Origin of the sequence: Thermomonas paludicola, from assembly GCF_024498955.1 — a bacterium.
Taxonomy (GTDB): domain Bacteria; phylum Pseudomonadota; class Gammaproteobacteria; order Xanthomonadales; family Xanthomonadaceae; genus Thermomonas; species Thermomonas paludicola.
The window spans coordinates 2,535,998-2,548,488 of record NZ_CP093311.1 but is presented as its reverse complement, the minus strand read 5'-3'; the positions used below and the strand labels follow the sequence as shown (position 1 = coordinate 2,548,488).

The following is a 12,491-nucleotide window of genomic DNA, read 5'->3' as shown; positions in this document are numbered from 1 at the left end:
TGCAGGACGCAGCGAGCCGCACATTATGCGGAGCTTTTCCTTTCCGCGCAAGCACTTGCGCTTCAATGCCGGGCGCGCCGGCCTGCGCCGCTTACGGCGTCGCGGCGGCTTTTGCTTCCGCGATCCACGCCCGCACCCGCGACTCCAGCACCGGCAGCGGCACCGAGCCCTGCGCCAGCACCGTGTCGTGGAAGGCGCGCACGTCGAACTTCGCGCCCAGCGCGGTTTCCGCCTCGCGGCGCAGCCGCATGATGGTCAGCTCGCCCAGCTTGTAGCTCAGCGCCTGCGCCGGCCAGCTGATGTAGCGGTCGACCTCGGTGGTCACCTCGTGCTCGGACAGCGCGGTGTTGTCGCGCAGGTAGGCCAGCGCCTGTTCGCGGGTCCAGCCCTTGTGGTGGACGCCGGTGTCGATCACCAGCCGGCAGGCGCGCCACATCGCGTAGGTCAGCCGCCCGAAATCTTCATAGGGCGTCTGGTAAATCCCCATTTCCTTGCCCAGCCATTCGCTGTACAGGCCCCAGCCCTCGCCGTAGGCGCTGATGTATTCCTTGCGGAAGCCGGGCAGCGCGCCTTGTTCAAACACCAGCGACTGTTGCAGCGAATGCCCCGGCGAGGACTCGTGCAGGGTCAGCGCCGGCAGGTTGTACAGCGGTCGGCTGGGCAGGTCGTAGGTGTTGAGCCAGTAGGTGCCCGCGCCGCCGCGTCCCGCGGTCCAGAACGGCGCGATGCTGGGCGGCACCGGCACGATGGTGAAGCGTCCGCGCGGCAAGGTGCCGATCAGCTTGCCGATCTCGCCATCCACGCGCTTGCTGATCCAGGCCGCGTCGTTGAGCAGTTCCTGCGGCGTTTTCGCATAGAACTGCGGGTCGCTGCGCAGGAAGGCGAGGAAGTCGGCGAAGCGCGTTTCTTTCGATTTCCCCTGGAAACCGAGCGTGTCGATGATCGCGTCCATCTGCGCGCGGATGGATGCGACTTCCTTCAGGCCGATGGCGTGGATCTCGTCCGGCGACAGATCCAGCGTGGTGTAGCTGCGGATCTGTTCGCGATACCAGGCGCGGCCGTCGGGCATGGCTTCGGCGGCCAGCGTGGTGCGTGCGTGCGGCACGTAGTCTTCGCGGAAGAACTTGAGCAGCTTGGCGAACGCGGGGATCACCGCCTCGCGAATCGCGGCGCGGCCTTCGGCGCGCAATGCGTCCTGCTCGGCGGCCGGGATCGTCGCCGGCATGTTCGCGTAGGGTGCATACAGGCTGGACGATTCGGCGTCCTTCAATCCGGCGGTCATCGCGATCGAGCCGTCGCGGCCCGCCAGGACCGCGCGCGGCACGCTGAAGCCGCGCGCCAGGCCATCGCGCATGTTGGCGATCTGCTGGTCGAAATAACGCGGCACGTCGCGCAGTCGCGCGGCGTAAGCGCGGTAGGCTGCGGCGTCGCGCAGGTCGGCGCGGGCCATGAAGTCGAGGTTCGACCAGAACGAACTGTCGGAGTTGAACGGCATCTGGTAGTCGCGGAAGCGGATCGCTGCCGCCTTGTGCTCGATTTGCGGGCGATAGATCGCGTAGTTCACCTGCTCGGCGGGCGACAGCGCTCGCACGTCGATGCCATCGAGCTGCTTCAGCACGCCCTCCAGATACGCCAGTTGCCGGGCCTGTGCCTGCGGGCTCACATCCGGCAAATGCGTGGCGGGCGCGGCGGATGCGTTGTCGCTGTCCTCACCCCAGGTGGAGGCCTGCTGCATTCGCCACGTCCATTCGGCCTGATAGATCGTCCGGAATGCGGTGTCGGCCGGGGGCGTCGCCGGCGCCGTTTGCGCCGCCGCCAGTGCGGGCATCAGGCACAGGGCGAGCAGGCAGGCGTGGAGCGGTGTCTTCACGATACGGCGTCCAAGGGAGCGAGACTGCGGATCGTAGCATCGGCGTTTGCTCGTCATTCCCGCCTGCGCGGAAATGACGGCAATCCGCTCAATGCCCCGCGCGGTCGCGCTTCCAGCCGCGGTGGCGGATGTCCAGGTACAGGCTGTAGCAGGCGGTGAAGCTGGGGAACAGGTTCTGCAGGATGCCGACCGCGTCATTCTTGCCGAACACGAAGTAGCTGAGCGTCATGACGCTGCCGAGGATGCTCATGTACCAGAACAGGCGCGGGATCACCGGCTTGCCGTGGCGCTTGCTGGCAACGAACTGCACCAGCCAGCGGCCGCCGAACATCAGCGCGCCGACCAGGCCGATCAGTTTCCACGGGCTCATGTGGATGCCGGTCCACGCCAGCGCCGCAAGCGGCGTATCCATGAACCCGGCGGGAAGGGCGCAGATCAATGCGGCAGCTCTTCGGTGGCGGTGCGGCGGCTGCGCTGGATCAACCAGGACACGCCCAGCAGGTCCTTGACCCCGACCAGCGCGCGGCCGAGGTTGTTGTATTTGGAAACACCGCTGGTGCGATGGCGGTGGTTGACCGGCACGCTGACGGTGCGCCAGCCCGCACGCTGCATCAGCGCCGGCAGGTAGCGGTGCATGTGGTCGAAGTACGGCAGGTCGAGGAAGGCGTCGCGCTCGAACAGCTTGATGCCGCAGCCGGTGTCCGGCGTGGCGTCGCGCAGCATGCGGCTGCGGATCGCATTGGCGAACTTGGATGCCCAGCGCTTGCTGCCGCTGTCCTGGCGGTTGACCCGCCAGCCGGCGAACAGCTTCACCTCGGCGGGCGAGGCGTCGCGCTTCGCCAGCAGGTTCGGAATGTCGGCCGGATCGTTCTGTCCGTCGCCGTCCAGCGTTGCGATCCACGGCGCGCGCGCCGCTTTCACCCCGTTGCGCACGGCAGTGCTTTGTCCGGCGTTGGCAAGATGGCGAACAACGCGCAACTCGGGCGTTGCTGCCTGCAGCTGGCCCAGCCGCGCCAGGGTGGCATCGCGCGAAGCATCATCCACATAGACGACTTCAAAGGCGATCCGCCCGCGCAGCGCGGAAAGGATTTCGTGTACCAACGGCGCGACGTTGCCTTCCTCGTTGTGGACGGGGACCACCACCGAGAGTTGCGGAAGTTGGTTCATGCGGGTACCGCTTACGGTTTGCCACGAAGGCGTTCCAGCACGCCTTCCAGTGCATCGAGGTTGGCGTAGTGGATCACCAGCTTGCCCTTGTTGCCGCGGCTGTTGAGCACATTGACGCGGCTGCCGAGGGTGTCGGACAGCTCGCGCTCCAGCGCGGCGATGTCGGCCTGTGGCGGCTTGGCTTTGGGCGCGCCCTTGCGGGGCTCGGAGGCAACCTTGCCGGCCGCGATCTGCTGCACGCGGTGCTCGACCTGGCGCACCGACCAGCCCTCTTCGGCCGCCTGTTTGGCCAGCGCGATGGCCATCGCTTCGGCCAGCGGCAGCAGTGCCCGCGCGTGGCCCATCTCGATGGCGCCGGTTTGGACCAGCACGCGCACGGCTTCCGGCAGCTCCAGCAAGCGCAGCAGGTTGGACACCGCGGCACGCGAGCGCCCCACCGTTTCGGCGGCAGCGGCGTGGGTGAGATCGAATTCGTCGATCAGCCGCTGCAACGCCTGCGCTTCCTCCAGCGGATTCAAGTCTTCGCGCTGGATGTTTTCGATCAGCGCCATCGCCACGACCGTGCGGTCGTCCACCTCGCGCACCACCACCGGCACGTCGGTCAGGCCGGCGCGGCGCGAGGCGCGCCAGCGGCGTTCGCCGGCGATGATTTCGTAGGTGCGGCCGCCCTTGCCATCGGCGCCGATCTGCTCGCGCACGACGATCGGCTGGATCACGCCCTGGGATTTGATCGAGGCAGCCAGTTCGTCCAGCTTGGCGTCGTCCATCGTGCGCCTGGGCTGGTACTTCCCGGGCACCATCGCATCCACCGGCAGGGAGCGCAGCACGTCGCCGGGCATGGCCTGCAGTGCAGGGGCTTCGGCTGCGGCCTTGGGGCCGAGCAGCGCTTCCAGGCCGCGACCGAGGCCGCGCTTCTTCGCGCCGGCCTTCACGGCGTCCCTGCCAGCACTCATGCGGCCTTCTCCTTCTGTTTCTGCGCGCGCTCGCGCTGCCGGCGCAGCACCTCGCCGGCCAGGCCAAGATAGGCCACGCTGCCGCGGCTGGATTTGTCGTAGCCGATGATGCTCTGCCCGTGGCTGGGCGCTTCGGCCAGGCGCACGTTGCGTGGAATGATGGTGCGGAACACCAGCTCGCCGAAATGGTTGGTCAGCTCCGCCGACACCGCGTTGGCGAGGTTGTTGCGCACGTCGAACATGGTGCGCAGCACGCCTTCGATTTCCAGCTGCGGATTGAACCGGCCCTTCAGGCCGTTGATGGTGTCGATCAGCGCCGACAGCCCTTCCAGCGCGTAATACTCGCACTGCATCGGCACCAGCACCGAGTCGGCGGCGGTCAAGGCGTTCAGGGTGAGCACCGACAGCGAAGGCGGGCAGTCGATGATGATGAAGTCGTAGCCATCGCGAATGTCCGCGAGCGCGTGTTTCAAGCGGCCCTCGCGACCTTCGACGCCCATCAGCTGAAGCTCGGCGGCGGTCAGGTCGGTATTGCCGGGCAGCAGGTCATAGCCGTCCTCGCAGCGCATGATGGCCGAACGCGGTTGGGCTTCGCCCAGCAAGACTTCAGTGACCGAGGCCGCAAGCTCGCGCTTGTCGATGCCGCTGCCCATGGTGGCGTTGCCCTGCGGATCCAGGTCGGCCAGCAGCACGCGTTTGGGCGTGCGCGCCAGCGCGGCGGCAAGGTTGACGGCGGTGGTGGTCTTGCCGACCCCGCCTTTCTGGTTGGCAACGGCGATGATGCGGGCCATTCGGCGTGTCATTCCCGGCACAGGTGCCCGCATGGGCGCGGGCACGGAACCGTTGATTATGCCTCAGGCCGGCGCACGCACCACTTCAACGAGGTGCCGATCGGCCTGAAGCCCGGGAACGTGCAGGGAATGCACGGCAATGACCCGCCATCCTTGCGGCAGTGCGGCAATTTCCTCGTCCGGCACCTGCCCCTTCATCGCCAGCAGGCGGCCACCATCGCCCAGCAGGTGGCCGCCCAGTTGCAGGATCAGCGGCAGCGTGGCCAGCGCACGCGCGGTGATGGCGTCGAAGGTCGTTCCGGGCTGGAACGCCTCGATCCGCGATTCGGCCACCTGCACATTGGTCAGCTTGAGCCGGCGCACCACTTCGCGCAGGAAGCGCGCCTTCTTGCCGTTGCTCTCCACCAGGGTGACCTGCAGCGCGGGCGCGGCGATGGCCAGTGGAATCCCCGGCAGGCCGGGGCCGGTGCCAAGATCGGCCAGCGTGCCCAGTCCTTGCACGAATGGCTGCATCGCCAGCGAGTCCAGCAGGTGTTTGCCCAGCATCTCGCGCGGGTCGCGGATCGCGGTGAGGTTGTAGGTCGCGTTCCAGCGCGCCAGCAGGGCCAGGTAGTCGAGCAGCGGCGCTGCCAGTGCCGCATCCAGCGACAGTTGCGACAGCCCGGCTTCAAGCTCGGGGCGCAGGGGGGCGAGGTCGTTCGTCATGCGGGAAGTATGCCGGCTGTGTACCCTTGCGCGCTTGTAACGCTTGCAGGGGATTCGAGGCATGCACTATCTGATCATGGCCGTTGTCGGCGGCATTGCCGGCTGGCTGGCGAACCTGCTGATGCGCGCCAACAAGTCGCAGGGCGCGCTCATCAACGTGGTGGTCGGCATCATCGGCGGCTGGCTGGGGGGCCAGCTGTTGCCGCGCCTGGGCCTGCATTTCCCGGGCTGGGGCGGCTATCTGCTGACGGCGTTCATTGGCGCCGTGCTGCTGTTGGCCATCGTCAACCTGATCGGCCGCGGTCGCCTGCGCTGAGGCGGAACGCTCAGCGCAGCGTGACGAATGCCGGCGCGTGGTCGCTGGGGCGCTCCCAGCCGCGTGGCGTGCGGTCGATGCCGACCTCGGCCACCTGTGCTTTCAACGCATCGGAGACCAGGGTCAGGTCGATGCGCAAGCCCAGGTTGCGGCGGAATGCGGCCTGCCGATAGTCCCACCAGCTGAACAGGCCCGCCTCGTGGTTGTGCAGGCGCAGGGCGTCATGCAGGCCCAGCGCCAGCAGCCGGCGCAGGGCGTTGCGTTCGGCGGTGGAGGTGAGGATGTGGTCGTCGTCCCAGGTTTGCGGATCGGGGACGTCGCGATCATCGGGCGCGATGTTGAAATCGCCCAGCACCACCAGCTTCGGATGCGCGCGCAGCTCCTCCGCCAGCCAGCCATGCACGGCGTCCAGCCAGCGCAGCTTGTAGGCGTATTTGTCGGTGCCCACGTCCTGGCCGTTGACCACGTAGAGATTGACGATGCGGACGTCATCCACGGTGGCGGCAATGGCCCGCGCCTGAGCGTCGTCGAAACCCGGGATGGCGATTTGCACCTGTTCCGGCGTCTGGTCGCGAACCAGGATCGCCACGCCGTTGTAGGTCTTCTGCCCGTGGAACGCACTGCGGTAGCCAAGTTCGGCAAGTGCCGCATCGGGGAAGCGATGGTCTTCCAGTTTGGTTTCCTGCAACCCCACGACATCCGGCGCGAACTCGGCCAGCCATTGCTGCAGTTGCGGCAGGCGCACGTTGAGGGAATTGACGTTCCAGGAAGCGATTTTCATGGTGCCGATGGTAGGGCATCGTCGCCGCTGGCGGGCTTGGCCGGGTCGCTGCACGGTGCTACGGGAGCCAATTGCAGGCCCCACGCATGCTGCGGCGCCTGTCGTCGTGCTGTCGGTGATTGGCACGATTCCTGCTTCATTGCCCGCAGCACCCGGCGTGGCACGCCGCAAGGCGATGGATTGGACTGAACAGGGGCCGATCTTTGCGTAGGCCGGGGACGCTACGGGGGCCGGGTGTCGGGGGACATCCGGCCCTCATTTTGTTTGGGTTTCATGCGCTTGAATCCACCCGCCAGGCGGCGAAGGGTGGAAAGTGCCGGTGCCTGCAGGACAAACGGAACAGGGGGGATCCGGGACATCCTGCAAGACACCGGCGTGGCTAGAGTAACGCGAACCGGCGCGATGTGACGCACGAGGTCACGCTTCCGACCATCTGCGGTTCAGCCTGTGCGTACCGTCACAGTTTCACGTCTTTTTGCCCGGGGTCGCCTGCCAGCGCTGTGCCCGCGCACGCGGATCGGCTGCGCTAGCATGCCGCGATGATGACCCCAGACCTGTCACTGCCCGGCTTCGGCGATGTCCTGGATGCCGCCGCCCGCATCGCGCCGCACGTCCATTCCACGCCGGTGCTGCACGCGCGCGCGCTCGACGCAGTCGCCGGTGCGACGCTGCACTTCAAGGCCGAGCACCTGCAGCGCGTGGGTGCCTTCAAATTTCGTGGTGCCTGCAATGCCGTGTTCTCGCTCGCCGATGCAGACGCCGCGCGCGGCTTGGTCACCCACTCGTCCGGCAATCACGGCGCGGCACTGGCGCTGGCGGCGCGGCTGCGCGGCATTCCCTGCCATGTGGTGGTGCCGGACGGCGCCGTGCGCGCCAAGCTGGTGGCGATTGAACAGTACGGCGCCACCCTGCACCGCTGCGCGCCGACGATCCATGCACGCGAGGCGATGTGCGCGCAGGTGCAGGCCGCCACCGCCGCCACCGCCGTCCATCCCTATACCGACCCGCGCGTGATCGCCGGGCAGGGGACGGCGGTGCTGGAGCTGCTGACCGTGCATCCCGATCTGGAGGCGCTGGTGGTGCCGCTGGGCGGCGGCGGCCTGGCAGCGGGCAGCGCACTTGCGATGCGGGCGCTGGCGCCCGCCTGCGCCCTGTATCTGGCCGAACCCAGCGGCGCGGCCGATGGCGCGCGTTCGTTTGCACGCGGCACGCTGGACCTGGATGTCGTGCCGGACACCGTCTGCGACGGCCTGCGCGGCACGCTGGGCGCGCTCAATTTCGCCCTGCTGCAGCATGCCGGCGCACAGGTGCTGAGCGTCGATGACCGCGCCACCCTCGCCGCGATGCGCCTGCTATGGACGCGCACGAAGCAGCTGGTGGAACCGTCTTCGGCAGTGGTCCTGGCCGCAGTGTTGGGCAACCGCCCGCTGTTCGCCGGGCGCAAGGTGGGGCTGGTGTTGTCGGGTGGCAACGTCGATCTGGACGCCCTGCCGGCATTGCTGGCCAACGCCGCCGGGTAGGCGATCAGCCGCCGCGATCGCTGCGCAACGCGCGCACTTCGCGCTGATCGCGGGCGACGTCGCGCGCCACCACCCAGGCGAACAGGGCGATGCCCGCCACGACCAGGAGCGCGCCCCACAGCGCCTGCCCGCGTGGCCAGGCTTCGCCCAGCAGCAGCGCGCCAAGCACCGAGGCAAACAGCACCTCCGCCGCCTGCATCGCTTCGGCGGCGCCCAATGCAGTGGGGTTGTCGCGCACCATGCCGGTGGCCTGGAAAAACAGGATCGTGGCGATCACGCCGGCACTGAGCGCCACGCCGAACGCCAGCTCCACCTGCGCCAGCGGCGGCGGCCCGGCCTGCATCCACGCCCAGGCCACCAGCAGCAGCCACGCCGGCTGGCTGGCCAAGGTCAATCCGAACACGCGCTGGGTGGCATTCAGCTCGATGCCGGCGCGCTCCAAATGCAACAGCAATCCCCGGTTGCCCAGCGGATAGGCGAACGCAGCGGCCACCACGCAGGCCAACGCCGTCCAGCCCCGTGTATCCAGCGCGCCGCGCGCATGCCCAAGCTGCATCAGCAACACGCCGGCCACGATCAGCAGACCCACGGCGAATCCTGCGCGCGGGATGCGCGCGCGCGCATCGTGGTACAGCAGCGGCGCGCACAGCATGCCGGCAACCACGGTGACCTGAAAGCTGCCGGCCACCAGCCACGACGGCCCGCTGGCGGCGGCATAGCTGAGCAGGATGTAGAACAGCACGAACCCAAGGCCGCTCCACAGCAGCCACGCGCCGGGAGCCGCCCGCATCGCCCGCCACACCGGCGCGACGCCGCCCTGCCAGCGCATCAGCGACAACAGCAGCGGCAGCATGAACACGTAACGCAATGCCGCCGTCCACGCCCAATGCCCGCCGCCCACCGCTGCGGCGCGGTTGAGCACATAGGTGGTGGTGAAGAACAGCGCCGACAACAGCGACAGCCCCACCGCCAGCAGCGCGCGGCGGGACGCGCTCACCCGCGCCGCCGGATGGGGATGCGCGACACCGGCACCGCCACCAGGTCCGCGCCGTCTTCGCGGATCGGCGCGCCCGGTTCGGGCGCCCACGCCATCGCGCTGACGATTTCCCATGTCGCCGGCAGTCCCGCGCCAGCACGGTGCGCCTCGTATGCCTCCGCTGCGGCGGCAAAACGCCCGCGCCCGGTCAAGCTGGCGCGACGCGCGGCCAACGCATTGGTCGCGCCCAGCGCACGCAGTTCGCGCATCAGTGCAGGCAGGTCGGCGTAGTGGCGCACCTCTTCGTCACGATCGACCACGGGCTGGAAGAAGCCGGCGTTGACCAGCGCATCACCGATGCCCGCCGTGTCCACGAACGGGCTGACGTGCGGCGCGGAATCGGCCTGCGCGAACGCCGTGCGCAGCTCCCACAGCGTTTCCGGGCCGAACGTGGAAAACAGCAGCAGCCCCTTCGGCTTGAGCACCCGCCGGAAACTGTTGAGCACCGCGCCCAGATCTTCCACCCATTGCAGGCACAGGTTGGAAAACAGCACATCCACCGATGCATCGGCCAGCGGCACCCGTCGCGCATCCGCGCACAGCAGCTGCGGCGCCTTCGCGAATGGATTGGACCACCATGCGGCTGCCTGCAGTGGCCCGCGCTTCCCCGCGCTGCGCGCCTGCTGCAGCATCGGCAACGCCAGGTCCATGGACAGGATGTGCGCTTTTGGCCAGCGCTTTTGCAGGGCCCGGCTGGCATGGCCGGTACCGCAGCCCAGATCCAGCACGACCTGCGGCGGCGGTCGCGCCAGCGCGGGATCATCGAGATAATCCAACGATTCCAGCAGCCGCGATTCGGCCAGGCGCTGCAGGCCGGCTACCGCGTCGTAACTGCCCGCCGAGCGTGAAAATGCGCGGCGAACCTGCCTGGCATCGAACAGGGGGGCCTTCATGCCGTGTGCTCCGACAGGAAGCCGAGCAGCGCATCCGCCACCGCATTGGCATGGGTCAAGAATGGCGCGTGCCCGGCATGTTCAACTTGCACGAAGCGCGCCTGCGGCGCGAGTGCGGCGGCGGCCTGCATCGCCTGCGGATTCACCAGCCGGTCGCGACGCCCACCCAGCCACAGGCTGGGCATCCGCAGGCACGGCAATGCGTCGCGCAGATCGCTCTGCTCCAGCACCTGCAAGCCTTCCGCCAGCACGCGCGGCGACGGCTCGCCATGCGCCAGCACGGCATCCCGCAGCATGCGCAGCTCGTCACGCACGTGATCGGAGCCGTAGGCCTCCAGCGCGATGAAGCGATCGATGGTGGCGCGCCAGTCGCTGCGCAGGCCCGCTTCGAACCCATGGAACACCTCGGCCGGCATCCCCTGCATCCAATCGTCGGCAATCACGAATTTTGGCGTGGCGCTCAGCATCGCCAGCGCAGAAACCCGCTGCGGCTGCGCGACGGCGGCCTGCAGCGCGACCAACCCGCCCAGCGACCAACCGCACCACGGCGCGTCCGGCACCACGTCCAGCACCGCCTGCGCGCAGGCGTCCAGCGCCAACGGCACGCTGCTGCCACGGTTGTGGCCATGCCCCGGCAGGTCCACCACGTGCAGCGTGCGCCGCTCGCGCAGGCGCTCGATCAGCGGTGCAAAAATGCCGCCGTGCATCGCCCACCCGTGCAACAACACCAGCGGCGGGCCACTGCCCGCAATGTCCACCTGCAGATCGTTCATTCGCCTCGCTCAAGCACCGGCAGCGCGCGCAGGGTGCACGCGGCATCGCGCCGGAGCCGCCTATTATCGCGCGAACCTCACGCCCGCCGGCGTATCGTGGCAGCACCTCGTCCTCACCGGAGCCGTCGTCGTGACCCCCGCATCCCGCGCATCCTTGTCACTGTCCGATCCCGAGCTGCTGTGCCAGCGCGCCTTGGTTGACGGGCACTGGTGCGACGCCGACGCCGGCGGCAGCGTCGCGGTGCGCAACCCGGCAGATGGGCAGCTGCTGGGCACGGTGCCGGACATGGGCGTGGCGGAAACCCGCCGCGCCATCGACGCGGCCCACGCGGCGTTCCCGGCATGGGCGAAAAAAACCGCGCAGGAGCGCGCCCAGGTGCTGCGTCGCCTGCACGACCTGATGCTGCATCACCAGCACGACCTGGCCCGGTTGATGACCGCCGAGCAGGGCAAGCCGCTGGCCGAAGCCATCGGCGAGATCGCCTATTCCGCCGGCTACATGCAGTGGTTTGCCGAACAGGCGCGACGCATGGATGGCGACACGATTCCCGGCCATGCCGCCGACAAGCGTATCCTCACCTTGCGCCAGCCGGTGGGCGTGGTGGCGGCCATCACGCCGTGGAATTTCCCGTCCGCGATGCTCGGCCGCAAGCTGGCGCCGGCGCTGGCAGCGGGCTGCACGGTGGTCTGCAAGCCGGCCAGCCAGACGCCGTATTCCGCGCTGGCGCTGGGCGTGCTGGCGCAACGCGCGGGGCTGCCCGCCGGCGTGCTCAACATCCTCACCGGGCAGGATTCAGCCGCCATCGGCGCGGAACTGAGCACCCATCCGAAGGTGCGCAAACTCAGCTTCACCGGTTCCACCAGGGTCGGCAAGCTGCTGATGGCGCAGTGCGCGGGCGACCTCAAGCGGCTGTCGCTGGAATTGGGCGGCAACGCGCCGTTCATCGTGTTCGACGATGCCGACCTGGATGCGGCGGTCGAGGGTGCCATCGCCAGCAAGTTCCGCAACACCGGGCAAACCTGTGTCTGCGCCAACCGGATCTTCGTGCAGGCCGGCGTGTACGACGCGTTCGCCGACAAGCTCATCGCCGCCGTGCGCACACTGCGTGTGGGTCCCGGCCTGGCCGGCGACACCGAGCAAGGGCCGCTGATCGATGCCAAGGCGCTGGAGAAGGTGGAGGCGCATCTTGCCGACGCGCTGGAAAAAGGCGCGCGCATTGCGCTGGGCGGCAAGCGGCACGCGCTGGGCGGCACCTTCTTCGAGCCCACCGTGCTGCTGGATGCAGGCGATGACATGCTGCTGGCGCACGAAGAGACCTTCGGCCCGGTCGCCCCGCTGCTGCGCTTCGATCACGAAGCGGAGGTGCTTGCGCGGGCGAATGCCACCGAATTCGGACTCGCCGCGTATTTCTACACCCGCGACCTGGCGCGCAGCTGGCGCGTGTCGGAGGCGCTGGAATGCGGCATCGTCGGCGTCAACACCGGGCTGATATCCACCGAGGTCGCGCCGTTCGGCGGCATCAAGCAATCGGGCTTTGGCCGCGAAGGCTCGATCCATGGGCTGGACGATTACACCGACCTCAAATACGTCTGCATCGGCGGCCTCTAGGCAAGCTCGCTTCTTGCTGCCGTTCCCGCGAGGACAGCCCGTGTTCCACGCCCCCGTGGCCGGGTCTTCAGCGTCTT

General features: G+C 68.4%; 13 protein-coding genes. 3 read left to right on the top strand and 10 right to left on the bottom strand.

Going from position 1 to position 12,491, the window contains the following annotated elements; translation table 11 throughout:
• Positions 1–91: 91 nt before the first annotated feature.
• The 6 genes from LIW09_RS12000 to rsmG all read right to left on the bottom strand — a co-directional run bounded on the left by LIW09_RS12000 (position 92) and on the right by rsmG (position 5,486).
• Complete coding sequence (locus LIW09_RS12000; RefSeq protein WP_425507937.1) at positions 92–1,828, bottom strand: DUF885 domain-containing protein; 1,737 nt, start codon at positions 1,826–1,828, stop codon at positions 92–94.
• Positions 1,829–1,958: 130 nt separating this feature from the next.
• Complete coding sequence (locus LIW09_RS11995; RefSeq protein ID WP_256645833.1) at positions 1,959–2,282, bottom strand: lipid-A-disaccharide synthase N-terminal domain-containing protein; 324 nt, start codon at positions 2,280–2,282, stop codon at positions 1,959–1,961.
• 23 nt (positions 2,283–2,305) lie between these two features.
• Positions 2,306–3,037 carry a glycosyltransferase family 2 protein gene (locus LIW09_RS11990; protein WP_256645832.1) on the bottom strand — a complete coding sequence of 244 codons (732 nt, stop codon included), beginning with the start codon at positions 3,035–3,037 and terminating at the stop codon, positions 2,306–2,308.
• A gap of 11 nt (positions 3,038–3,048) precedes the next feature.
• The gene (locus LIW09_RS11985) at positions 3,049–3,990 is read right to left on the bottom strand and encodes a ParB/RepB/Spo0J family partition protein (protein WP_256645831.1); all 942 of its coding nucleotides are present in this window, start codon (positions 3,988–3,990) and stop codon (positions 3,049–3,051) included.
• Positions 3,987–4,781: a ParA family protein gene (locus LIW09_RS11980; RefSeq protein WP_256645830.1), complete on the bottom strand. Its 795-nt coding sequence runs from the start codon at positions 4,779–4,781 to the stop codon at positions 3,987–3,989. The genes LIW09_RS11985 and LIW09_RS11980 overlap by 4 nt, the downstream gene beginning before the upstream one ends.
• A gap of 63 nt (positions 4,782–4,844) precedes the next feature.
• Positions 4,845–5,486 (bottom strand): 16S rRNA (guanine(527)-N(7))-methyltransferase RsmG, encoded by a 642-nt coding sequence (gene rsmG / locus LIW09_RS11975; protein WP_256645829.1) that lies wholly within the window; start codon positions 5,484–5,486, stop codon positions 4,845–4,847.
• Between the two features lie 61 nt (positions 5,487–5,547).
• On the opposite strand from rsmG, the gene LIW09_RS11970 reads away from it, so the two are divergent.
• A complete protein-coding gene (locus tag LIW09_RS11970; protein WP_256645828.1) occupies positions 5,548–5,802 on the top strand; it encodes a GlsB/YeaQ/YmgE family stress response membrane protein in 255 nt (84 codons plus the stop codon).
• A 10-nt stretch (positions 5,803–5,812) separates the two neighbouring features.
• Here the strand turns inward: LIW09_RS11970 and xth are convergent, their stop codons facing one another.
• Complete coding sequence (xth, locus tag LIW09_RS11965) at positions 5,813–6,583, bottom strand: exodeoxyribonuclease III (RefSeq protein ID WP_256645827.1); 771 nt, start codon at positions 6,581–6,583, stop codon at positions 5,813–5,815.
• A 542-nt stretch (positions 6,584–7,125) separates the two neighbouring features.
• Between xth and LIW09_RS11960 the strand changes: the two genes are divergently transcribed.
• Entirely contained in the window at positions 7,126–8,103 is a 978-nt protein-coding gene (locus tag LIW09_RS11960) for a pyridoxal-phosphate dependent enzyme (protein WP_256647239.1), read from the top strand.
• Positions 8,104–8,107: 4 nt separating this feature from the next.
• Here LIW09_RS11960 and LIW09_RS11955 read toward each other — a convergent pair whose 3' ends face one another.
• Genes LIW09_RS11955 through bioH form a run of 3 tightly spaced genes read right to left on the bottom strand, consistent with a single transcriptional unit; the run spans position 8,108 to position 10,796 of the window.
• Positions 8,108–9,100, bottom strand: a complete 993-nt coding sequence (locus tag LIW09_RS11955; RefSeq protein WP_256645826.1) for a multidrug resistance efflux transporter family protein — start codon at positions 9,098–9,100, stop codon at positions 8,108–8,110.
• The gene (gene bioC, locus LIW09_RS11950; RefSeq protein WP_256645825.1) at positions 9,097–10,032 is read right to left on the bottom strand and encodes a malonyl-ACP O-methyltransferase BioC; all 936 of its coding nucleotides are present in this window, start codon (positions 10,030–10,032) and stop codon (positions 9,097–9,099) included. The genes LIW09_RS11955 and bioC overlap by 4 nt, the downstream gene beginning before the upstream one ends.
• A complete protein-coding gene (gene bioH, locus LIW09_RS11945; protein ID WP_256647238.1) occupies positions 10,029–10,796 on the bottom strand; it encodes a pimeloyl-ACP methyl ester esterase BioH in 768 nt (255 codons plus the stop codon). Before bioH ends, bioC begins: the two co-directional genes overlap by 4 nt.
• Before the next feature lie 139 nt (positions 10,797–10,935).
• Between bioH and LIW09_RS11940 the strand changes: the two genes are divergently transcribed.
• Positions 10,936–12,414 carry an NAD-dependent succinate-semialdehyde dehydrogenase gene (locus LIW09_RS11940; protein WP_256645824.1) on the top strand — a complete coding sequence of 493 codons (1,479 nt, stop codon included), beginning with the start codon at positions 10,936–10,938 and terminating at the stop codon, positions 12,412–12,414.
• The last annotated feature ends 77 nt before the right edge of the window (positions 12,415–12,491 follow it).